We start from the raw sequence: 22,394 nt of genomic DNA on the forward strand, positions 1-22,394 counted from the left end.
CAGGTTCGTCTGAATGGGTGCATATTCGTTTTCGTGGTCGCCGCGGTGGTCGCGAGAGACAGCGACGCGGGGCGACGAGAGCTTCCGAAACGATAGACGAACCCGTTTTTCCCCGGCGCGAAGGAGGCCGGTCGGATCGCCCGCGAGGGCGAACCGAGAACCATAAAACAATGCCGCGACGTTCCACCCCCGAGCCGTTTGCCCTCCAGGTCGGTACCCGTATTCGTGAGCTTCGCAAGGAGCGCAACATGTCCCTCGGCGCCCTCGCCGACGCGAGCGCGCTCTCGAAGGGCCACCTCTCCAGCGTGGAGCACGGCCTCGCCGCGATCACGATCCAGACGATCGCGCGCCTCGCGGAGGGCTTCGGCGTGCCTCCGATGTACCTCCTCACGTTCGCCGAGGAGGACGAGCGCGCCAAGACCGCCGAATTGCTCCGTTACCTCCCGCAGACCGAGGTGCGGAAGCTGCGCCGCCAGATCCAGGCGCAGGTCGCCGCGCGCAAGTAATCGATTCCTCCGCCCTGGGGTGTCCCTCCCGCTCCCGGGGCGTCCCAGGGCCGCACCACTTCCTTGGCTTCAGGCCGGAGGTGCACGGAGACGTGCGCCTCCGGTCTACTTTTTGTCCGCGGCGAGGTGCTTTTCGCGGCACTCGATCAGCCACGCCTTGGCTGATTCGTGGTCGTCGAAGAACGCCGTCACGTTCTTTTGACCCTGCAAGAAATTCGCCGCGCGCATGAACAACGATACGACCACGCGCATCTTGAAGGTCGCGCCCACGTAGGCCGAATAATACGTGCCCGCCGGCCGCGGCCGTTCGGCGCCCATCCTGCGCGCGGTGGCGTCGAGCCCGCCGAACTCCTGCATGTGATAGAGCGCGAGCTGGAGTTTGCCGTCGTGCTCATCCATGTCCGGGAGATCGACGAGGATACGCATGTCCTCCACGGTGATCGGTCCCCGGTAGACGTGTACGGCGATCCCGGGCTCTTCGAAATAAAGGGTGTGTTTCCCGAAGTGCAGCGGCTCTCGCTTTTTCATCGCCCCTCGTTCTCGGCCTCCCTCACGCCGGCAGCACCCGGAGTGATCCCTTCACCACGCCGTATCCCCCCTCTGTCCTGAGCGCCCGGAACACCTCCGGCGCGTGTATCTTGCCTTCGAGCAGCCGCCGGTACGTCCCGACGATCGTCGCCACGTCCTCCGCCGTCTCGCGCACGAGCTCGATCCGGAACCGCCGCACGCCGCCTCGCATCGCCGCCGAAGCGAGGCTCGCCGCGCTCTGCGCCGCCGCATGGAACACCGTGTTCCTGCAGCCCACGTCCGCCTCCACCGGATGCTCCATCCCCGCGCGATCCCGCAACGACACCTTGTGCTTCTCGCAAGGCCTGCCGCAATCCCGGAAATCCTTCCCCGTCGAGAGCAGCGCCGCGATCACGCAATGCTCCATGTGGAAGAGCGGCATCGGGTGGTGCAGGACCACCTCCGCGAACGGACCGAACGGCGAATCGAGCAGGCGTTCGAGCTGCGCCGCGTCGAGGTCGAACGAGGGCGTGAACGCGGAGAGCCCGCGCGAGAGCACCTCCGCCGCCGTCAATCGGTTCGTCACGTTCAGCGAAAAATCACCGATCCGCGGAATCGACAGCGCCGCGCCCTCCCGCAGCGCGCCGAGCCCACGCACGAGCAAGAGATCGGGCGAGAGCGAGAGCAGGTACCGATCGATCTTCTCCTCGCCCGGCTTGCGAATGCGCGGCGGCGCGACCCCGATCGTCACGTTCGGTCGCGACGCGCGCAGCGCGCGGACCGCCGCGCCCGTGCCCACGAGCTCCAGGAAATCGAGATAAACCCCGTCCGCGCCGGCATCGAGCGCCGCCGCGGCTTGCGCCTCCGTCCGGCAGAGCACGAAAAGACCGGCCGGCGGCGGGCTCCGATCGGGCGGGTTCGCCGCGCGCACGAGGTCCTGGAAATGCACCGACGTCGTCTCCAGCGTCCGCGCGGCCGACGCGAGCAGGCCCTCGACGAGCGCGCGACGCGCCCGGTTCAAGGACGACGGCGGGATCATCACGCCCGCGGGCAGATTCGCCTCGATCTCCGCGATTTCGAACGGCGTATCCCCGAGCCGCCCGAGTTTGTCCTTCAGGACGGCGGCGACATCCGCGCCGCCTCGCGCCTCGCCGATCGGCGCGTCGCCCGTCACCGCGCACCGGAGCCCCGACGTCGTCCACGCCTCGAACCGCGGCATCTCCCCGATCGCGCCCGACACCCGGATCGAGAGCAAAAGCTTCCGCGGCGACCGCTCGATCTCTGCGAGGATCGCCTTTTCCGTCGCCGGATCGTCCGTCTTCCACACGCGCCGCCCCGGCTTCGCGACGTCGACGCGTGATTCGGGCCCGAGCCAGACGGTGACCTCCTCGCCCGCCTCGGCGCGCGGCGTGTCCGCGCCGTTCTTCGCGATCGTCCAGACGCGCCCGCCGATCTCGCCTGCGCCCGCGAATCCCCCTTCCACGAGCACGCCGTCGCCGCGCGAAAGCGCCTCCGTGAGCCGGATCCGCAAGAGCGTTTTTCCTCGCGCGCGGCTGGTCCCGAGGAGCTCGCCCACCGGCAAACCCCGATGATCGCAGGCGCGCCCCTCCACGAGCCGCTGATGATCCACGCCGGCGAGAAAGCCGGGGCCCGATCCGCGCGAATACGTTTGCAGCGCGGTTTTTCGGATCGAACCGAGCGCCTCGCTCGTCCCCGCGCTGCTCGCTTCGAGCGCCGCGCGGTAGAGCCGCGTCGTCGCGGCCACGTAGTCGGGGCCCTTCAGCCGCCCTTCGATCTTGAGCGACGCGACGCCGAGCTCGGCGAGCTTCGGCACGAGCGCGCTCGCCTCCAGATCCTCGGGCGACAAGAGATACGCGTGATCCCCGAGCTCCCGCTTTTCCCCGTCGACGACGAGCTCGTACGGCAGCCGGCAGGCCTGCGCGCAGGCCCCGCGGTTCGCGCTGCGACCGCCGATCGCCTCGCTCGTCAGGCACTGCCCCGAATACGCGATGCAGAGCGCGCCGTGCACGAAGACCTCGATCTCCATGTCCGTCGCGCGCCGGATCGCCGCGATGTCGTCGACCGACAGCTCGCGCGCCAGGATGACGCGGCTCGCGCCGAGCTCGCGCGCGAGCTCCACGGCCCCCGCGTCGGTGCACGTCATCTGCGTCGAGGCGTGGATCGCGAGCGCCGGCGCGATCGCCCGCACGAGCCGCGCGACCCCGAGGTCCTGCACGATCACCGCGTCCACGCCCGCCTCCGCGCACGTGCGCACGGCGTTCTCGACGTTCTCGAGCTCCTCGTCGAAGACCAGCGTGTTCAGCGTGACGTACCCGCGCACGCCGTGCTCGTGCAGGAACGACATCGTCCGCGCGAGCCCTTCGGCGTCGAAGTTTTTCGCGCGCGCCCGCGCGTTGAACCCTTGGAGCCCAAAGTAAACGGCGTCCGCGCCGGCCAGCACGGCGGCCCGGAGCGCGGCTTCATCGCCGGCGGGGGCGAGGATCTCGGGGCGCTTCGGGTGCGCGGCAGTGCTCATGGTCGGACCCTATAACGCAACCCGAAAGCGGTGGCACGCATCCGAAGTGGTTGTACGCTTCGGCGCGCCATGACTCCGGCCGAAGTCAGCGAGACCCGCAGAGCCCTCGACGAGCTCGACCATGCGCTGCTCGACCTCGTCGCGCGGCGGAGGGCGCTCGTCGGCGCGCTCTTCGCGAAAAAGCGGGCGCTCGGCCTGCCGCGCGTGGATCCGGCGCGCGAGGCCGAGCTCGTCGCGGATCGTCGCGCGTACGCCGAGCGCCTCGGCGTCCCGCCGGAGCTTGCCGAGTCGATCTTCCGGGCCATCCTGGAGGACGGGCATACACGTACGTAGGTTCGAGTGGATTTATCGCGCGGCGATGGACCATGATGCGAAGAACATGAGCGACCAACCAGCTTCCCAGTCCACGAACAAGTGGATTTACCTCGTCCGTGCGGTGCGACCGGACCTCTTGCAAACCGGCCCCACGGAGACCGAGATGGCCACGCTCGGCCGGCACGGCGCGTACCTCGAGGAATTGAAGGCGCGGGGCGTGCTCGTCTTCGTCGGCCGCACGCTCACGACCGGCCCGGAGACGTTCGGCATGGCCGTCGTCGAGGCCGCGGACGAGGCTTCCGCGCGCGAGATCGTCGACGCCGATCCGGTCGTGTCCGAGGGCCTGATGCGGGCCGAGCTTCACCCCTTTTTCATCGCAGGCATGCGCGCTTCGAGTTGAACATGAGCAGGAAGACCCTCTCGGCCGAGACTGTCGCGATCGTGAAGGCGACGGCCCCGGTGCTCGCCGAGCATGGCGCGACGATCATTCGTCATTTCTACCGCCACCTGCACCACGATCATCCCGAGCTCGAGCTGCTCTTCAACCCGGCCAACCAGGGCACGGACGAAGGGAAGACACGTGGCTCGCAGCAGGAGGCGTTCCGGGGGGATTTCTTCGGCCAAGAGGGCGCCCGAGGCGCCGCGCTGACGAACGTGCTCAATGGCTCCATGACGAGCCTCGACGACCTGCCCGCGGTCAAGGCCACGGTGATGCGCATCGCGCACCGGCACGCCTCGCTCGACGTGCGGCCCGAGCATTACCCGATCATCGGGCAATACTTCCTCGCCTCGGTGAAGGCCGTCCTCGGCGACGTCGCGACGGACGAGATCATGGCCGCGTGGCGGGAGGCGTATGACGTCCTCGCGGATCTCTTCATCGAGGTCGAGCGGGATCTCATGCAGAAAAACGCCCACACGTCGGGCGGGTGGGAGGGCTTCCGGCCGTTCGTGGTCCGGCAGAAGGTCAAGGAATCGGCCGACGCCGTCTCGGTGTACCTCTCGCCCAAGGACGGCGGGCCCTTGCCGCATTACGAGGCCGGCCAGTACGTCACGTTCCGCATCGACGTGCCCGGCTATGCGCGGCGGGGCGGCAGCACCGTGTATCGCAATTACTCGCTCTCCACGGCGCCGGGGAAGGGGTATTTCCGGGTCACGATCAAGCACGAGCCCGGCGCGAAAGGGCATCCCGACGGCGTCGTCTCGGGGTTTTTCCACGAGCAGCTACGCGAAGGGGACGTGCTCGACATCTCCACGCCGTTCGGCGAGTTTGCCCTCGTCGACTCGCCGCGCCCGCTCGTCTTCATCGGCGCGGGGATCGGCATCACCGCGGTGTTCAGCCTCTTCCAGAGCGCGCTCGAGCGCGGCATCGACCGGCCCATTCATTTCTTCCAGATGATGCGCGACGGGCGCCACCACCCGCTCCGGCGGGAGATCGAGGCGCTCGCGCAGCGCCACCCGAACGTGACGCTCCACCGCTGCTATTCGCAGCCCTCGGCCGAGGACGAGCCCGGGCGGGATTACGAGACGCGAGGTCGGCTCGGCCTCGGCACGCTCGCGCGAAACCTCCCGGGGAGCGATTGCGAGTTCTATTTCACCGGCCCGATTCCCTTCATGCGCTCGATCCGCGGCGCGCTGCACCTCTTCGGGGTGGCGGCCGATCGCGTCCACTACGAATGCTACGGGCCTCACGGACCGGAGATCGAGGCCGACGTGCGTTGACGCGGGGAGGCGACACGCGCGCCGTCCCGTGCTACCGCTCCCGTCGTCATGGACTCGCTCCTCCAGGCGGTTCGTAAAGCCTGCCCGCCCGGTCTCTGGTCGAAGGGCGTCAACCTGGCCCGCGACGGCGCCGTGATCCTCGACAGGAGGACCGCCACCGAGCTCACCTATCGCATCCGCGTCCCCGGCGTCGCCATCGCGCCCACGGTCACGCTGTACGTCGCGGACGAGGAGTGGACGTGCGATTGCGGCGGCAAATTCGATCCCTGCCAGCACGTCGCCGCCGCGGTGATCGTCGCGGCCCAATCCCCCGAGGGCCAGGCCCCCGCGACCGGAGCGGACGCCGGCCCGCGGCCCGCGCCCGCGCCGAAGCCCGCGCTCGGCAAGATCGAATACGAGTTCAGCCGCGACGCGGGCACGCTGTTTCTGGAGCGCGCCGTCGTCTTCCCGGACGGCCGCCGCGAGCCTTTCCAGGGATCGATCACGAATCGTATCTCGCGCGGCGATCTGCCCGTCCTGCCCACGCACGAGGACATCACGATCGACCGCATGCTCTCGACCTGGAAGGGCGGCGTCGTCCCGATCCCGCGCGTGCGCGAGCTCTTCGCGCTCCTCGAGAATGCGCCGAGCGTCCTTTTCGACGGTTTTCCCGTCCGCACGAGCAAGCAGGCCGTGCGCCCCTCGGCCGTCGTGCAGGACGGCAAGAATGGCGGCGTCCTCGTGCGTGTCGAGAAAGACCCGGCCGTCGACGAGGTCATCGCCCGCGGCGCCGCGCGCACGGGGGACGTCCTTCGTCCCCTCGGCGATACCTCGATCACGGGCGACGCGTGGGAAAAACTGCCCATGGAGCGGCTCGTCGCGAAAGAGGAGCTCGGCACGTTCGTCACGAAGATCCTCCCCGACCTCGACAAACACACGCGCCTCGTGGTGCGCACGCGCAGGCTCCCGGGCGTGGCGCGGAAGAGCCGCCCGCGCATTTCGATCGAGCTTTCGCAGGCCGGGCATACCCTCTCCGTGCTGCCGCTGCTCGTGTATGGCGATCCGCCGGAGGCGCGCGTCGATCAGAATGTGCTCGTGCACCTCGGCGGGACCGTGCCCGTACGTGACGAGGCCGAGGAGCGAAGGCTCATCGAGCGCCTCCGCGACGAGCTCAACCTGATTCCCGGCCGGCGCGTCGATCTCGACGGCGAGGCGGCATTACGATTCGCGCAGAAGCTCAAGGGATTCCGCGGCGGCGAGCAAGGCGAGACGCTCGGCGAGCTCTTCGGCAAGCGCCCGCTCGTGCCGCGCTTCGACATCCAGGGCGACAGCTTCGACGTCGTCTTCGAATCCATCGCCGAGGAAGGCGAGGAAGGCGGGACCACGAAATACGCGAACGGCGCGGCTGTCATTCGCGCGTGGAAGGACGGGCTCGACATCGTCCCGCTCGAAGGCGGAGGGTTCGCGCCGCTGCCGTCCGATTGGCTCTCGCGTTTCGGCGATCGCGTGGCCGACTTGCTGGCCGCGCGCGCGGAGACCGAGGACCAGACCATTCCGCCCGCGCTCCTGCCCGCGCTCGCGCGCCTCTGCGAGGAGATCGACGCCCCGCGCCCGCCGGGGTTTTCCCGGCTCGCCCCTCTGCTCGAAGGGTTTTCCGGGATTCCCGAGGCGCCCTTGCCCGCGGGCCTCGCCGCCACGCTCCGCTCGTATCAGCGCCGCGGCGTCGATTGGCTCTCGTTCTTGCGGGATACGGGGCTCGGCGGGATCCTCGCGGACGACATGGGCCTCGGAAAAACCTTGCAGGCGCTCGCGGCCACGCGCGGCCGCGCGCTCGTGGTATGTCCGAAGAGCGTGCTCTTCAACTGGGAGGCCGAGATCCGGAAGTTCCGGCCAAACCTCTCCGCCGCCCTCTACCATGGCCCCAAGCGCTCGCTCGATCCGAAGGCGGACGTCACGCTCACCACGTATTCGATGATGCGCATCGACATCGAGGCGCTCTCGGCCGTGGAGTGGGACACGATCATCCTCGACGAGGCGCAGGCCATCAAGAATCCCGACAGCCAGGTCGCGCGGGCCGCGTATGCGCTGCGGGGAAAGTTCAAGGTGGCGCTCAGCGGCACGCCCGTGGAGAACCGGCTGGAGGAGCTCTGGAGCCAGATGCATTTCTCGAACCGCGGTTTGCTCGGCGGGCGGGGCGATTTCAAGGAGCGTTATGCCAGCCCGATCGAGGCGGGCCACGCCGGCGCGGCCGAGCGGCTGCGCGAGCGCATTCGTCCGTTCGTGCTGCGTCGATTGAAGCGCGAGGTCGCGCCCGAATTGCCGCCGCGCACCGACCGCGTGCTCAGCGTGGAGCTCGACGACAAGGAGCGCGCCGTGTACGACGCCGTGCGCGCGGCGACGCTCAATGACGTGGTCAAGCGCCTCGCCGAGGGCGGCAGCGTGCTCGCGGCGCTCGAAGCCTTGCTCCGGCTGCGCCAGGCCGCCTGTCACGCGGCGCTCGTGCCCGGGCAGGTGGCTTTGGGCTCTTCGAAGGTCGAGGCCCTCGTCGAGGCGCTCTCCGACGCGGCGGCGGATGGCCACAAGGCGCTCGTCTTTTCGCAATGGACGTCGCTGCTCGACCTCGTGGAGCCGCACCTCGCGGAGGCGGGGATTTCCTTCAATCGGCTCGACGGCTCGACTGTGGATCGCGCGGGCGTGGTGAACGAGTTCCAGGCCGACGGCGGCCCGCCGGTGATGCTCCTCTCGCTCAAGGCGGGCGGGACGGGCCTCAATTTGACGGCGGCCGATCACGTATTTTTGCTGGATCCGTGGTGGAACCCCGCGGTCGAGGACCAGGCCGCGGACCGCGCGCACCGCATCGGCCAGGACAAACCCGTCTTCGTGTACCGGCTCGTCGCGAAGGACACGGTCGAGGAGCGGATCCTCGCGTTGCAGGAGAAAAAACGTCTCGTGGCGGACGCGGCGCTCGGCGAGGCGGCGCAAGCGGCGGCGATCACACGCGACGATTTGATGGCGCTCCTCAGTTGATGGAAGTGTCAACGACGGTGGCTCTGCCTGTGCCCTCGTGTTGACATAAACATATCACAAATCGATGGAAATGTAGGCTTTCGCGCGCGGGTACGCCAGTTGCCGGATGCGACCGGCATGAAGTGGGGATCGAAGCTCTTTCTCATCGTTTCGGCGGGGCTCGTGGCGGCGGCGTGTCAGGAGACGGACGCTGTGCCGCTCACGCCGAGCACGGCGGCGCCGTTCACGTTGGAAGGGCGTTACGGCAAGGGGGAGCCGAACGTGTACGTGCTCGTCGTCGACGACGCGGATACCCCGGAGGCGGCTCTGCTCCGGGCGCGCGCGGCGCAAGCATTACGCGCGAGCCTGCTCGCCGTCGTGCAGAACCGGGGCGAGAGCTGCGCGGGGACGCTGGATCCCGCAGAATGGCGCCCGGGCGACGATCGCGTGGTCATCGTGCGCCCGAGCGCGCCGACGGAGCTCGCCCTCGTCACGCCCATCGATCGGCCGGCGCTCGCGTGGAAGACGATCACATCCAAAGAGGAGGAGGTCGAAGCCGTCGTGGCCGCCGCGGCCGAGGCCATGGAGCAGCGGCTCGCGATGCCTGGAGAGGTATACCGGCCGCTCCGCGCGGCGAGCCGCGCGCTCGATCTCATGAAGGGATTGCAGGCGCCCGCGACCGACGCGGAGACGGCGTTCGTCGCGTCGCTCGCCAAAGGCACGTTCCATACGCTGTTCGTCGCGAGCACGCGGGACGACGAGGACGTCATGCCCCCGGGAGAGCTTTTGCCGAACGAACTCTCGCAATCGTCGAGGCGCGTCGTCATGGTGATCCCCTCGAATCAGGAGGAACCCCTCTGTCAGCTCCGGGAGGAAAGCAATACGCGCCTCGAAGCGTGGGGGGATCTCGTCAGCTCGAACGACTACGCATGGCCGTGCGACGACGACAGTACCTGGGACATGGTCCTCCACCCGGGGTGGATCGATTGTGGGCGTATCTGCATCGAACGACCGATCCTGGTCGACGCGAGCGGCGTGGCCGCGTGCAAGGTCTACGTCGAGCAGCCGGATCTCGAGCAATGCGATTCGGCGAATGGATGGCGGGATCCGGGCGGGAAAGCGACGCTCGTCGAGCGCATCGGCGAGACGCTCCGGCGCTGCGAGGTCGTGCAACACGAGGGCGCAGCGCTCGAACATTGTCGAACCTCGCCCGATTGTCCCGATTGTCCGAGCGCGTTTTGCGTGACAGACCTTTCCTTCGAGGATCTGAGCTGCGAGGAAGGGACGCACGAATGGCCCCTCCGTTTCACCGGCGGAGCGAGGTCGTTGCCGTATGGCTGGATGGAGGTGACTTGTGACACGGTGGACGATTGATCGGCCTTCGCGCGCCGTGACAAGGGCCGCCGTCCTTCGGTAAGATGCCGTCCATGGAGACGAACACGCGGGTGCGTCTGGCGGCCGAAGGTCCCACGGTGTCGCGGCTCGCCTACGGCGTCTGGCGGCTGCTCGACGATCCCGAAGGGGCCTCGGCCCGGCGCGTCCTCGACAAGATCCACGCCTGCCTCGATTGTGGGATCACCACGTTCGATCACGCCGACATCTACGGCGGATATCGCTGCGAGGAGGCGTTCGGCGAGGCGCTCCGCGCGTCGCCCGGCCTGCGCGAGCGGATCGAGATCGTCACGAAATGCGGGATCATGCTGGCCCATCCCGCGAGGCCGGAGAACCGCCTCAAGCATTACGATTACTCGCGCCGCCACATCGTCTCGTCCGTCGAACGCTCGCTGAAAAACCTGGGGACCGATCATCTCGACGTCCTGCTCCTGCACCGGCCGAGCCCGATGCTCGATCCGGACGAGGTGGCCGTGACGATCGAAATGCTCCGGAAGGAGGGCAAGGTCCTGCACGTCGGCGTCTCGAATTTCACGCCCTCGCAGCTCGAAATGCTCCAGAGCCGGCTCGCGTCGCCCATCGTGACGAACCAGGTGGAGGTGAACCTGCTTCGGCTCGACGTATTCGTCGATGGGACGCTCGATCAATGCCAGCGCCTTGGCATCTCGCCGATGGCCTGGTCACCGACGGCCGGCGGGCGGATTTTTCACGGCGGCGGTGATGTCGAGCGGCGTGTACGCAGCGCGCTCGGCGAGCTTTGCCGGAAATACGGAGCCGCGCCCGACACGATTCTCTTCGCGTGGCTCCTCGAGCACCCGTCGAAGATGGTCCCGGTCGTCGGGACGAACCGCATCGACCGGATCCGGGGCGCGGCGAGCGCGCTCGCGATCGACCTCGACCTGCAGGATTGGTTTTTCCTGTGGACCGCGTCGAACGGCTGGGAAGTGCCTTAATCGCGGAGGCCGGCGAGCGCGGCCGTTCCGGCCATCCACGCGACGAGCGCGAGCGCGGCGAGCTTTTGCAGCGCGGGGAGCAGCGCCGAGGTGATCTCCACGCCCGAGGCGACGTGCGCCGCATAAAGCGCGCCGTCGAGCGCCGCGAGGCCCGCCGTGAGCCCTGCGAGGCGCGCGGGCAAACGCGACGCGTGTTTCGTCGCGAGCAGCCCGAACGTGGCGAGGCCGCCCGCGAAGAGCCCCGGCACCCCCGCGACGAAGATGAGCAGCGCGTGGAGCAAGCCATACCGCTGCGACGGCGCGAGCGGCACTGCAATCGCGGCGAGCGCCGAGGCGAGCCCGAACCCACGCACGGCGAGCGCGAGCCGAGGTCGCTCCGGAAAGAGCCGCGTGACGAGGAACCAGAAAGGCAACGTGCCCGCGGAAAGGAGGATCATCCCGGCCTTGCCGAACCAGGCGCCCGGGTTCGTCTGCCCATTGAGGGCACGATCGGCCGTCAGATCGCAAAAGAAATTGCGGAAGAAATCGTGCCCGGGGGAGGCGCGATCGAGCCACGTGCCACCCGGATAGAGGGCCATCGCGGCGGCCATCAGCGAGAGGGACAGGACGACCGAGCCGAGCACGAAAAGCGCCGCGGCGCGCACGCCGGGCGGCGGAGCGGGGCTGTCTTCGGCGACGGGGCGCGCCATTGCCGCCCGAGTTTACTTCAATCCTTCGGGCTTGGGGCGACGGACGAGGATGTGGTGGAACGTGGAGCCGAGGTGGCGAATCTCGGAGGAGGTGAGGGTCGCGGCGTCGGCGCGCTCGTTCGGCTCGAAGCGGCTCAGCACGAGCAGGCCCGCCTGATGCGCCATGAGCAGGCGGTTTTTGAACTCGGCGAGCCCGATCCCGGAGGTCTCGCCGCGCTCTTCGAGCGAACGGAACAGCGCAGCGATGAACACCTTGCCGTCGTCCCGGCCCAGAATCAGCTCGCTCGCCGCGAGCATCACGCGGGCGGCGAAATCACGCGGGGAAAGCACGATGAGGGGCGGAGCTGCGCCGCGGCGTCGCTCGTCGTCGCGGAGCTTCCGCGCGTGCGCGAGGAGCGCGGCCACGCCGTGCGGCGAGAGCTCGGCGAGCAGGGACGCAAGCTCGCTCGCCGGGTCCAGCATCGGCGGCGGCACGCTGGCGCGCGGCGGCACGCTGGCGCGCGGCGGCGCGATCGAGCCGGACCGCTGGGCACGCATCTTCGTGCTGCTTTTGCGCTTGGGAAATGGGCTGAGTCGTCCCTGCGACATGATGACCGGTCAACCTACCAGCGACCGGCCGCTCGGCGCAACAGGGCTTTTCCGCGCGGGGAGCGAAAGGTGGGAACGTCAACGATCGAGCGGTCTTTGTTGCTCCGCGCGCAGAGGCGTCGCGCTCATCCGCACATCGGTATGGTGGTGCAGATCGAGACGTCCGCCTGGCCGGCATAACTCGCGCCGTTTGGCGTGACGAACGAGTATTTCACCTGCGCCGTGTCGCTCGCGACCGAGAGGACCTCGACCGAGGCGCTCTTCGGCACGTCGGAGTTGCCGCCGACGCCGTTCGCATACCACCACGCCTGCACCTCGTTCGTCGGCATGGCGGCGTCGAACGTCCACGACTGTCCGGCCGCGAGCATGGAGGTGTTGCCGGGGTAGATCGCGAAATGGATCTGGGGCTCGGAGCCCGCCGTCTCGCCGCACGTCGACGCGGTTCCGAGGGTGAAGACGAGCCACGGACCGTCGTTCGGCGCGCAATCGTTGCTCACGACGCCGTCGGCGAGCAGGCTCATCGCCGGTCCGCCGCCGCCCTGGCCGCCGCCGCCGTTGCCACCATTTCCGCCGCCGCCGCCCTGCTGCACGTCGGGGCTCGAACACGCAACGGAAAGGACGAGCGCGCCCAGCGCCGCGGCCAGAAACATACCTTGTCGCATGAGAAAAACTCCTCGGCGCGTGATCACCGCGTGATGCGCGGCGCGCCTTCCTCGTCGACGGCGTCCTTCACGTCGGCCGCGTCGGAGGCGGCCTCGTCACGCCCGTCGTCCGTCTTCGCCGCTTCGGTCCGCGCCGCGTCGCCGCGGCCGATCGAGGCGCCCGCGAGCGCCCACAACGAGACCGGGACATCCGGCCCCGTCGTCGCTTTCGTCGCGCGGGAGAGATAAATGCCGCCCGAGCGCTCGCCATTCTCGATCCGGGCCTCGGCCGTGCGGCGCGGGGCCGGCGCTGCGGGCGGGAGCGCAGCGCGGCGCTCCGGGGTCTTCATGCCGCGCCGGCCCTTCTTCGCCAGCTTGAGCCGCGCCTTGCTCGGCGCGTTTTTCGCGATCTCGACGCAGCTCTTCGCCATGGAAGGCGGGCACGAGATACGAACGTGGAAATGGTCGTCGTGGGGTAAACCCCCGGTCGGCTGCATCATGACCTGCGCGGCCCGCACGTAGAGGGCGCGCGAGATGCCGCGCGAGCGGGCATGCGTGAGCAGGGCGTGCTTGATCGGCTCGGCCACGAAGACGTGGCTCACGCGCGCCTCCCGATCGAGCAGGAGGTTCTGCAAAAAGAGCCAGTTCCGCGCGACGTCGAAGCGCGCGCCGGGCACGCTCGGCGCCGTGAGCTTCTCGTCGACCTTCACGAACGAGGGGCGAAGCACGGGTTGTCCCTTTTCATTCACCAGGTAAAACCCGAGATCCGCGTCGCGCCCGCTCTCGTGGGAGTGGTGATGCGCGAGCTCGCCGCCGTTCTTGCGCGAGAGGTCGCCGACGCCGAGGACGGCACCCGGGTGTTTCTTGTTCACGGCCTTCGCCGAGCGATCGATCGCGTGGACGAGCGCGGGCAGGCCCCAGCGGGTGTCCACGTCCTTGTAGTTGTAGGCCGGCACGACGCGCAGGTAAGGCTTGTTCGTCGTATCGAGCCGAATGCCGCCCTCGAGGCGCCCGTCGTTCGGCGGGCCGACGGAATCGGCGCGCGGCGGTGGCTCGGGCTTCTTCGCCGGCGCCGCGACCTCGGTCTTCGTCGTCTTTGCCGCCCCTTCGTTCGAGGCTTCGCTCGGACGAGCCGGGCTACGCCCCAAACCCCGTCCAGGGCGTCCCGTGGCCGAGGGCTCGGTCCGGGCGCGGCGCGACGGTCCCTGGGGCTTGTGCGCGGCGACGCGTGCGGCCTGGGGGGCGGCGGGTGCGGGCGGCGCGGCGTCGGCGGGCGTCGTGGGCGTGCCGCAGAGCGCAATCGCGAGCGCGGCGGCGAGGGAGCGGAGAGGGCTACGCACGGCCCTGGAATAACCTTCGGCGAAGCGCGGGGCCAAGTTTCGGCGATCGCCCCGGCCCGGGCTACGACGAGAACGAGTTGCTTCGATAACGTCCCGGGAGCTCACCCCCGAACAACGTGTTCGTATAAAAGGGGTTCCCCATGTTCTTGGTCGAGTGGTTCACGCCCTGCCCCTGCTCGCCGTGTGTCGTCCCCTTGATCACGTTCCCATTCACGAAGATGACGACGTTCTCCGCGTACGAGCCTTTGGCGTGGTTGCCGCTCTCGTCGATGTAGTTCACGATCCCGCTGGCCGCCTTGCCGTTGAAGCCATACACGCTGTAGTTCTGGCCGAGCTGCTGGCTCAGGATACGCGCGGGGCAGTCGTTGGCGACACCGTTCTGTGGATACTTGAGCTCCGCTGCGCTCCAGCACGCGTCGAGCACGATGCGTGAGAAGATCACGGTGTTGCCGAGCTGCTGCTCGATTCGGTGGAGCTCCTGGACGAATGCCTGGATCGCGACGCCTTCATTGCCCGGATTGGTTCCGAAGAGCCACTGCACGTTGCCGTGTGTCGTCACGACCAGCAGCAAGTCGGTCATGCCGTTCTTGTACTTTTTGAAGGTCTTTTTGCTATCCAGGAAGACGCCCTGGTTCACGTCGTACGTCAGGTACGGATCGTTCAAGACATTGCAGCCGGTCGACTGATAGAAGCTCTTGCTCGTGCCGAACAGCGACGACTGCTCGTTGCCGTCGTAGCTGAGGGTCACGATGATCGTGGGTTGCTTCTCGTACTGCCCGATCCGGAGCAGCTCTTTGTAGCTCGGAAGCTCCTGGTCCATGCGCTGCACGACCACGGGCGCCTTCGCCGCGTGCGGCGCGAGCTTCGGCTGCGCGACGGTCGCCGGGTGCGGAGACCGCGGCGGGGACGCGCCGAACGCCGGCTTGCTCTGCACGACCTTCGCCGGATGGGGAGGCTTCGTGGGGGCGTGCGCTGGGGGCGCCGCGGGCGCTCCTCGGGAGGGTTTCGTCACATGGGCAGTAGAGGCGACGGCCTCGCGACCGGGCAAATTTTGGCGCCGAGCGGCGGCGCTCGGGCTGGGCGTGGCCGCGCGTGCTGCCTCTGGACGGACGGCCTCGGGGCCCGGGCGCGGCGCATCCCCCTGGCCACCCGGGCGCGGCTCTGGTAGCACTCCCGGCCGTATGAACAAGGTCTACCAGAGCGCCCTCGACGCGTGCCGGGACATCCCCGACGGCGCGACGATCCTCGCGGGCGGCTTCGGCCTCTGCGGGATCCCCGAGAACTGCATCGCCGCGCTGCGCGAGCTCGGCACGAAGGACCTCGTCGTCGTCTCGAACAACTGCGGCGTCGACGATTTTGGTCTCGGCGTGCTCCTCCGGAACAAGCAAATCCGGAAGATGATTTCGTCCTACGTCGGCGAAAACAAGGAGTTCGAGCGCCAGTACCTCTCGGGCGAGCTCGAGGTGGAGCTCACGCCGCAAGGCACGCTCGCCGAGCGCGTCCGGGCCGGCGGCGCGGGCATTCCAGCGTTCTACACCCCGACCGGCGCGCACACCGCCATCAGCGAAGGCGGCCTGCCGGTCCTCTACAACCCCGACGGCTCGGTGAAGAAGTACTCCGAGAAGAAGGAGATCCGCGCTTTCAATGGTCGGGATTACGTGCTCGAACCGGCGATCCGCGGCGACTTCGCGATCGTGAAGGCCTGGAAGGGCGATCGGTACGGAAACCTCGTCTACCGCAAGACGGCGATGAACTTCAACCCGATGATGGCCACGGCCGCGCAGGTGACGATCGCCGAGGTCGAGGAGCTCGTGGAGGTCGGCGAGCTCGATCCGGACACGATCCACACGCCGGGGCTCTACGTGCACCGCGTCGTCGTGGGTGCGAAGTACGAAAAGCGCATCGAGCGCAGGACCGTGCAGAAGCCCGAGGGAGCGAGGCAGTAAGATGAGCCTTTCGCGAGAGCAGATCGCACGCCGCGCGGCTTTGGAGCTCCGTGACGGCTTCTACGTGAACCTCGGCATCGGCATGCCGACCCTGGTGGCGAACTTCATCCCGAAAGGGATGGACGTCGTGCTCCAGAGCGAAAATGGCCTGCTCGGCATCGGCCCTTATCCCGAGGCCGGCAAAGAGGATCCGGACCTCATCAACGCGGGCAAGGAGACGGTCACGATGATGCCCGGCTCCGCCACGTTCTCGAGCGCCGAGAGCTTCGCGATGATCCGCGGCGGCCACATCGACCTCGCCATCCTCGGCGCGATGGAGGTCTCCGAGAAGGGCGACCTCGCGAACTGGATGATCCCGGGCAAGATGGTGAAGGGCATGGGCGGCGCGATGGACCTCGTCGTCTCGGCCAAGCGCGTCGTCGTGATCATGGACCACGCCGCGAAGAACGGGTCGCCGAAGATCCTTCGCGAGTGCAGCCTGCCGCTCACGGGCCGGGGCGTCGTGCACCGAATCATCACGGATCTCGCGGTGATCGACGTGACGCCGGAGGGCCTCGTTTTGCGCGAGCTCGCGCCGGGCGTCTCGGCGCGCGAGGTGCAGGAGAAGACGGAGCCTGCGCTGAAGGTGCCGCACGACGTGAAGGAGATCGACCTCGGCGGCCCCCAAGCGTAGACCGACATGAGCTGGCCCGAAAAAACACCGCCCAGCGCCGGGGAGAAGCGCTCGATCGGCGCGGGCGTGTTCCGCCGCTGCGAGGGCTGCGGCGAGACCGTCACGGCCGACGATCTCGCCGCGAATTTCGAGGTTTGCCCGCGCTGCGGACATCACCACAAGCTCGCCGCGAAGGGCTGGCGGGCGCTGCTCTGCGACGAGGGCGCGCTCGAAGCCTGGGACGAGCACCTCGTGCCCGACGACCCGCTGCGCTTCAGCGACGGCCGGACCTACAAGGAACGCGTCGCCGCCGCGCAGAAGAAGACCGGCGCGCGCGAGGGCATCGAGATCGGCAAGGCGAGCCTCGGCGGCCGGCCGATCGGGTACGGCGCGTTCGTCTTCGCGTTCATGGGCGGCAGCATGGGCTCGGTCGTCGGCGAGAAGATCACGCGCCTGTTCGAGCGAGCCGCCGAGGAAGAGCTGCCGGTCGTGCTCCTCTCGGCCTCGGGCGGCGCACGCATGCAGGAGGGCATCCTCTCGCTCATGCAGATGGCGAAAAGCGTGGCGGCGCTCGAACGCTTCCGGCAGCGCCGTTTGCCCTTCCTCTCGGTGCTCCTGCATCCGACGACGGGCGGCGTGGCCGCGAGCTTCGCGTTCCTCGGCGACGTCAACATCGCCGAGCCGAAGGCCCTCATCGGCTTCGCGGGGCCGCGGGTCATCGAGACCACGATCCGGCAGACCTTGCCGCCCGGCTTCCAGCGGGCGGAGTTCTTGCTGGAGCACGGCATGATCGACGCGATCGTCCCGCGCCTGGAGATGAAGCAGACGATCGGGCTCTTGCTCGACCACCTGCAGGACGCCCGCGCCGCTCGGACCCCACGCTGATCGGATGACATCTACTCGAAAAACGCTCGGAGGCTCCGCTCCGACAAGCGGAGCTCTGCCCCCGAACCCCCGCCTGATCCCCCTCGTCGACGACCTCATGCGACGCGCGGGCCGGGGCATGTCGCTCGGCCTCGATCGCATGCACGCGGCCCTCGCGGCGCTGGGAAACCCCGAGAAAAAGCGGCGGTTTTTCCACGTCACCGGGACGAACGGGAAGGGCTCGACGAGCGCGATGCTGGAGTCCATCGCGCGACAAGCGGGCTTCCGGACCGGGCTCTACACCTCGCCGCACCTCTGCCGTTTCGCCGAGCGAATCCGGGTGAACGGCGATCCCGTCGGTGATGACGTCCTCGCAGACGCGCTCGAACGGGTGCTCGCGGTCGCGCCCGAGGGGCTCACGTTTTTCGAGGCGATGACGCTCGCGGCGTTCGTCGCGTTCGACGCGGCGGACATCGAGGTCGGCGTGATCGAGGTGGGCATCGGGGGGCGGCTCGACGCGACGAACGTGCTCGAACGGCCGCTCGGAACGGCGATCACGTCGGTGGCGCTCGATCACACGGCGCTGCTCGGCGACACGCACGCGGCGATCGCGCGGGACAAGGCGGGCCTGTTCCGGCGCGACGTGCCGGTCGTGCTCGGGCCGCTCGACGACGAGGCGCTCGCGGCGGCGCTCGAGGTGGCGAAGGACGTGGGCGCGCGGCCGATCTTGCGGGTGGCGCGGCCGGGCGAGGCGCCATCCCACGCGGGCGGGGTCTTCGTGTTCGAGGCGCGGGCGCTTTCGGATGGGCGCGCGCGGATCGATCTGCCGGGCCTGTGCGTCGAGACGCACCTCGGGCTCGCCGGGGCACATCAAATCGCGAATGCGGCCGTGGCGGCGGCGCTCGTCGCCTCGACGTCGACGCCCACGTTCAAGGTTCTGCCGGGGCTCATCTCGCGCGGCCTCGCCGCGGCGCGATGGCCGGGTCGGCTCGAACGCATCGACAAGGACGGCAAGGCCGTCCTCCTCGATTGCGCGCACAATCCGCACGGCGCGGCTGCGCTCGCCGAGCACGTACGTTCCCTCGGGTTATCGCCCGATCGGGTGGTGCTCGTCTTCGGGGCGCTCGCGGACAAGGCGTGGATGGGCATGCTCGACGTGCTCGGCCCGCTCGCCGATCGGCGCGTGTATGCGGAGCCGAAGGGCCGAGCGCCGGTGAAGGCGTCCGAGCTCGCCGCGCGTTTTCCCGGCCTGCCCGCGCCCGAGGGGCGGGAGGCGATCGCGCGGGCGCTTGCAATGGCGGGGCCTTCCGACCTCGTCGTCGTGGCGGGATCGATTTATCTCGTCGGCGAGGTGCGGGGCGAGCTCCTCGGCCTTGCTTGTGATCCCGTGGTCGCGCTCTGAGGGCGCGTGGTCGTTTCCGCTTCGTTGCGAGTTTTGCCGGCTCGACGTACAGTGCGCGCCGATGAGCTCGCGATCGTTTGACGTCATCGTGATCGGCAGCGGCCCCGGCGGGGAAGGGGCGGCCATGAAGTGCGCCAAGGAGGGCCGGAGCGTCTGCGTGGTGGACATGCGCCACCAGGTCGGGGGCGCCTGCACGCACACGGCCACGATCCCCTCGAAGGCGCTTCGCCACGCGATCCAGCGCTTCGTGGAGATGCGCCACGTCCCGGGTTTCCGGGCGAGCCCGGACGCGCAGCCCTCGTTCGGCGACCTCACCCGCACGGCGAGCAGCGTCATCGCGCGACAGACCGACATGCGGCAGACGTTCTACGAGCGGAACAAGGTCGAGGTCGTCGAAGGCCGCGCCCGTTTCCTCGACGAGAACACGCTGGAGGTCGGCCAGCCGAAGGGCGCGATCGACGTCCTCACGGCAAAAGCGTTCATCATCGCGAGCGGCTCGCGGCCGTATCACCCGCCGGACGTCGATTTCACCCATCCGCGCGTCTACGACTCGGACACGATCCTCACGATGGAGGAGATGCCGCAGTCGATGATCGTTTATGGCGCCGGCGTCATCGGTTGCGAGTGGGGCAGCATGTTCCGCATGCTCGGCGTGAAGCTGAACCTCATCAATACCCGCGACAAGCTGCTCTCGTTCCTCGACGACGAGATCGTCGACGCCCTCGCGTATCACCTGCGCGACATGGGCTGCTTGATCCGGCACAACGAGGAGTACGAGCGCGTCGAAGGCCAGGACGACGGCGTGGTCCTGCACCTGAAGAGCGGCAAGAAGATCAAGGCCGACGTGCTGCTCTGGGCGAACGGGCGCACGGGCAATTCGAATGGCATGGGGCTCGAAGAGCTCGGCATCGCCATCGACTCGCGCGGAAACATCAAGGTGAACGAGGCGTACCAGACGTCCGTGCCGCACATTTATGCGGTGGGTGACGTGGTGGGTTTCCCCTCGCTCGCGAGCGCGGCGTACGATCAGGGCCGCTTCGCCGCGACGCACCTCGTCGAAGGGCGGCTCGAAACGAAGCTCGTGGAGGACATTCCGACGGGCATCTATACCTCGCCCGAGATCTCGTCCGTCGGAAAAACCGAGCGCGAATTGACGAAGGCGGGGATCCCGTACGAGGTCGGCCACGCGCAGTTCAAATCGCTGGCGCGCGCGCAGATCACCGGACGGACCGTGGGGATGCTCAAGATCCTGTTCCACCGCGAGACCTTGGAGCTGCTCGGCGTGCATTGCTTCGGGGACAACGCGAGTGAAATCATCCACATCGGTCAGGCGATCATGTCGCAGGAGGGCAAGGCCAACACCCTCCTGTATTTCGTGAACACGACGTTCAACTACCCCACGATGGCCGAGGCGTACCGCGTCGCGGCCCTGAACGGCCTGAACCGGGTGTTTTGACGCGGAGCGCGGCCCCTCGCGCATCGTGGGGCCGTTCGCCAAGGTTCGCGTATTCGTGCTTGAGTCGCGAAGGAGGGGTGCATAAGGTGTGTCCTCCCCAGGAGGGACAGACCCATGCACGTCACGCAGGCGAACGACGGAATCAAGATTGCTTACCGCAGCTTCGGGGACGGCCCCGAGGTGGTGTTCCTCGTCCACGGGTGGATGGTCTCCGGCGCGGTCCACGACGACCTGCTCGAGCACCTCGACCGCGACGGTCTGCGCGTGATCGTGCCGGACCTGCGCGGCGCGGGTCAATCCGACAAACCCGAGGCGGGTTACTCGATCCAGCGTTATGCGGACGATATCCTGGCGATCGCCGACGCCGAGGGGATCAAGTCGTTCACCGTCGTCGGCCACAGCATGGGCGGCCAGATCGCCCAGTGGCTCGCGGCCTATCACCCCGACCGGGTGAACGGCGCCGTCCTGCTCTGCCCCGTGCCCGCGAGCGGCGCGCCCCTGCCCCCCGAGGCGATCGGCCTCTTCTCGAGCGCCGGCGGCAACCGCGACGCGCAGCGCACGATCCTCGGCCTCGCCTGCAAGGAGCTTTCGCCCGCCTCGCTGGAGCGTCTGCTCGACGACGGCGCCCGCACCCTGCCCGAGGCCGTGCGGCTCTCGTTCGACGTCTGGCGCACGGGCGGGTTTTCCGATGCGCTCGGCTCGATCAAGGCTCCGCTCCTCGTCGTCGGCACCGATGATCCGTTCCTTCCGCCCGCGGCTCTGCGCGGCGAGATCGTCTCGAAGGTCCGCGGCGCTCGTTTCGCGTACCTGCCCGGACCGGGGCACTACGTGCAGGTCGAGCGTCCGCGCGAGACGGCAGCCTTGTTGCAAGCCTTCCTCTCCGCGCGCCGGACGTGAACCGCTCGCGTCGTGCCCGGACGCGGCTCCTCGCCGCGGTGCGGAGGCGCCGCGCGGGGCCGGTCCGGGCGCGTCCGGGCGCGGGGCAGACGCCGGGGCTCGCGGCGCTGCTCGACTTGCTCGCGCGACGACGGGAGGACGTGCTCGAGCGCGGGACAGACTGGGTCTTCGCGCTCGCGCCGGACCTCCAGGGCAAGCGGCCGCGCGAGGAGACGCAGAGCCTCGTCGACCGGGTCATCACGACGAACGTCGCCATCCTCGCATCCGGCGATCGCGCTCCGCTGCATACGTTCATCGATTACGTGACGAGCCTGCGCGCGGCGAGCGAGTTCCGCGTCTCCACGCTGCTCCGGGGGTTTCTCTCGTTCAAGCGGGGCGTCGCGGTCGTGATCGCCGAGGAGCGCTGGCCCGCGCGTGAGGCCCTCGGCGCGCTCGGGCTCGTCGACGAGGTCTATTACGAGGCGATCTTCGAGCTCTCGGACGTGTACGGCGAAAAGCTCGTGGGCTCGCTCTTGGCGCGGCGGCGCGAGCTCGAGGCCGAGCTCGGGGAGAAGCGCGCCGAGCTCGACGACAAGATCACCACGATCGACGCCCAGCGCGCCGCGCTCCGCGCGCTCTCCTCGCCGGTCCTCCGCGTCTGGGAGGGCGTGCTGCTCCTGCCGCTCATCGGCGAGATCTCGCCCGAGCGGGCCGAGCACGCGAAGAGCGTCCTGCTCCACGCGATCGGCACCTACCAGGCGCGTATCGTGCTGATCGACGTGACGGGGCTCAGCGTGGTCGACGCGCACGCGGCGGGGGTGCTCGGCTCGATGATGCGCGCGACGGGGCTCGTGGGGGCGGAGGGCATGCTGGTCGGCGTGCGGGGCGATGCGGCGCGCACGTTCGTCGAGATCGGCGAGCTCTTCCCGGGCGCGCGGACCTTCGCGACGCTGGGTGACGGCCTCCGGCATGCGATACGGCGCGTGCTTCATCTGTCGAAGACGCGGTTCTTCTGATAAAACCCCGG

The 22,394-nt window shown here is 68.7% G+C and carries 21 protein-coding genes; 14 read left to right on the forward strand and 7 right to left on the reverse strand.

The window, feature by feature from the left end; genetic code table 11:
- Positions 1 to 170 precede the first annotated feature (170 nt).
- The gene (locus tag QHF84_RS24140) at positions 171 to 506 is read left to right on the forward strand and encodes a helix-turn-helix transcriptional regulator (protein ID WP_281315745.1); all 336 of its coding nucleotides are present in this window, start codon (positions 171 to 173) and stop codon (positions 504 to 506) included.
- Between the two features lie 105 nt (positions 507 to 611).
- On the opposite strand, the gene QHF84_RS24145 is transcribed toward QHF84_RS24140, so the two are convergent.
- Both QHF84_RS24145 and QHF84_RS24150 read right to left on the reverse strand, forming a co-directional pair.
- Positions 612 to 1,034: a hypothetical protein gene (locus QHF84_RS24145; protein WP_281315746.1), complete on the reverse strand. Its 423-nt coding sequence runs from the start codon at positions 1,032 to 1,034 to the stop codon at positions 612 to 614.
- A gap of 22 nt (positions 1,035 to 1,056) precedes the next feature.
- Positions 1,057 to 3,549, reverse strand: coding sequence for a U32 family peptidase (locus QHF84_RS24150; RefSeq protein ID WP_281315747.1), 2,493 nt, complete (start codon positions 3,547 to 3,549; stop codon positions 1,057 to 1,059).
- A 69-nt stretch (positions 3,550 to 3,618) separates the two neighbouring features.
- On the opposite strand from QHF84_RS24150, the gene QHF84_RS24155 reads away from it, so the two are divergent.
- From QHF84_RS24155 to QHF84_RS24180, 6 genes are all read left to right on the forward strand, one after another.
- Complete coding sequence (locus QHF84_RS24155; RefSeq protein ID WP_281315748.1) at positions 3,619 to 3,882, forward strand: chorismate mutase; 264 nt, start codon at positions 3,619 to 3,621, stop codon at positions 3,880 to 3,882.
- A gap of 46 nt (positions 3,883 to 3,928) precedes the next feature.
- On the forward strand, positions 3,929 to 4,264 hold the full coding sequence (locus QHF84_RS24160) for a YciI family protein (RefSeq protein ID WP_281315749.1): 336 nt from the start codon (positions 3,929 to 3,931) through the stop codon (positions 4,262 to 4,264).
- Between the two features lie 2 nt (positions 4,265 to 4,266).
- Positions 4,267 to 5,583: a globin domain-containing protein gene (locus QHF84_RS24165; RefSeq protein WP_281315750.1), complete on the forward strand. Its 1,317-nt coding sequence runs from the start codon at positions 4,267 to 4,269 to the stop codon at positions 5,581 to 5,583.
- A gap of 48 nt (positions 5,584 to 5,631) precedes the next feature.
- Entirely contained in the window at positions 5,632 to 8,589 is a 2,958-nt protein-coding gene (locus QHF84_RS24170; protein ID WP_281315751.1) for a DEAD/DEAH box helicase, read from the forward strand.
- 117 nt (positions 8,590 to 8,706) lie between these two features.
- Positions 8,707 to 9,942 (forward strand): hypothetical protein, encoded by a 1,236-nt coding sequence (locus QHF84_RS24175; RefSeq protein WP_281315752.1) that lies wholly within the window; start codon positions 8,707 to 8,709, stop codon positions 9,940 to 9,942.
- Positions 9,943 to 9,995: 53 nt separating this feature from the next.
- Positions 9,996 to 10,913 carry an aldo/keto reductase gene (locus tag QHF84_RS24180; RefSeq protein WP_281315753.1) on the forward strand — a complete coding sequence of 306 codons (918 nt, stop codon included), beginning with the start codon at positions 9,996 to 9,998 and terminating at the stop codon, positions 10,911 to 10,913.
- Here the strand turns inward: QHF84_RS24180 and QHF84_RS24185 are convergent.
- The 5 genes from QHF84_RS24185 to QHF84_RS24205 all read right to left on the reverse strand — a co-directional run bounded on the left by QHF84_RS24185 (position 10,910) and on the right by QHF84_RS24205 (position 15,105).
- The gene (locus QHF84_RS24185; RefSeq protein ID WP_281315754.1) at positions 10,910 to 11,602 is read right to left on the reverse strand and encodes a hypothetical protein; all 693 of its coding nucleotides are present in this window, start codon (positions 11,600 to 11,602) and stop codon (positions 10,910 to 10,912) included. The genes QHF84_RS24180 and QHF84_RS24185 overlap by 4 nt on opposite strands.
- Positions 11,603 to 11,614: 12 nt before the next feature.
- Entirely contained in the window at positions 11,615 to 12,190 is a 576-nt protein-coding gene (locus QHF84_RS24190; RefSeq protein WP_281315755.1) for a hypothetical protein, read from the reverse strand.
- 125 nt (positions 12,191 to 12,315) lie between these two features.
- Entirely contained in the window at positions 12,316 to 12,852 is a 537-nt protein-coding gene (locus tag QHF84_RS24195) for a hypothetical protein (RefSeq protein WP_281315756.1), read from the reverse strand.
- A gap of 23 nt (positions 12,853 to 12,875) precedes the next feature.
- On the reverse strand, positions 12,876 to 14,171 hold the full coding sequence (locus QHF84_RS24200) for a penicillin-insensitive murein endopeptidase (protein ID WP_281315757.1): 1,296 nt from the start codon (positions 14,169 to 14,171) through the stop codon (positions 12,876 to 12,878).
- Positions 14,172 to 14,232: 61 nt separating this feature from the next.
- Positions 14,233 to 15,105 carry a hypothetical protein gene (locus QHF84_RS24205; RefSeq protein WP_281315758.1) on the reverse strand — a complete coding sequence of 291 codons (873 nt, stop codon included), beginning with the start codon at positions 15,103 to 15,105 and terminating at the stop codon, positions 14,233 to 14,235.
- A gap of 247 nt (positions 15,106 to 15,352) precedes the next feature.
- Here QHF84_RS24205 and QHF84_RS24210 point away from each other — a divergent pair, with 247 nt between their 5' ends.
- The 7 genes from QHF84_RS24210 to QHF84_RS24240 all read left to right on the forward strand — a co-directional run bounded on the left by QHF84_RS24210 (position 15,353) and on the right by QHF84_RS24240 (position 22,383).
- Positions 15,353 to 16,117 carry a CoA transferase subunit A gene (locus tag QHF84_RS24210; RefSeq protein ID WP_281315759.1) on the forward strand — a complete coding sequence of 255 codons (765 nt, stop codon included), beginning with the start codon at positions 15,353 to 15,355 and terminating at the stop codon, positions 16,115 to 16,117.
- A 1-nt stretch (position 16,118) separates the two neighbouring features.
- On the forward strand, positions 16,119 to 16,790 hold the full coding sequence (locus QHF84_RS24215) for a CoA transferase subunit B (protein ID WP_281315760.1): 672 nt from the start codon (positions 16,119 to 16,121) through the stop codon (positions 16,788 to 16,790).
- Between the two features lie 6 nt (positions 16,791 to 16,796).
- Positions 16,797 to 17,654 (forward strand): acetyl-CoA carboxylase, carboxyltransferase subunit beta, encoded by an 858-nt coding sequence (gene accD, locus QHF84_RS24220; RefSeq protein WP_281315761.1) that lies wholly within the window; start codon positions 16,797 to 16,799, stop codon positions 17,652 to 17,654.
- A gap of 97 nt (positions 17,655 to 17,751) precedes the next feature.
- Positions 17,752 to 19,035: a Mur ligase family protein gene (locus QHF84_RS24225; protein ID WP_281315762.1), complete on the forward strand. Its 1,284-nt coding sequence runs from the start codon at positions 17,752 to 17,754 to the stop codon at positions 19,033 to 19,035.
- 61 nt (positions 19,036 to 19,096) lie between these two features.
- Positions 19,097 to 20,491, forward strand: a complete 1,395-nt coding sequence (gene sthA / locus QHF84_RS24230) for a Si-specific NAD(P)(+) transhydrogenase (RefSeq protein ID WP_281315763.1) — start codon at positions 19,097 to 19,099, stop codon at positions 20,489 to 20,491.
- 114 nt (positions 20,492 to 20,605) lie between these two features.
- Positions 20,606 to 21,388 (forward strand): alpha/beta fold hydrolase, encoded by a 783-nt coding sequence (locus QHF84_RS24235; RefSeq protein ID WP_281315764.1) that lies wholly within the window; start codon positions 20,606 to 20,608, stop codon positions 21,386 to 21,388.
- A complete protein-coding gene (locus QHF84_RS24240; RefSeq protein ID WP_281315765.1) occupies positions 21,385 to 22,383 on the forward strand; it encodes an STAS domain-containing protein in 999 nt (332 codons plus the stop codon). The genes QHF84_RS24235 and QHF84_RS24240 overlap by 4 nt, the downstream gene beginning before the upstream one ends.
- The last annotated feature ends 11 nt before the right edge of the window (positions 22,384 to 22,394 follow it).

The sequence above is a fragment of the Polyangium sp. y55x31 genome (genome assembly GCF_029946505.1).
In the GTDB taxonomy this organism is placed as follows: domain Bacteria; phylum Myxococcota_A; class Polyangia; order Polyangiales; family Polyangiaceae; genus Polyangium.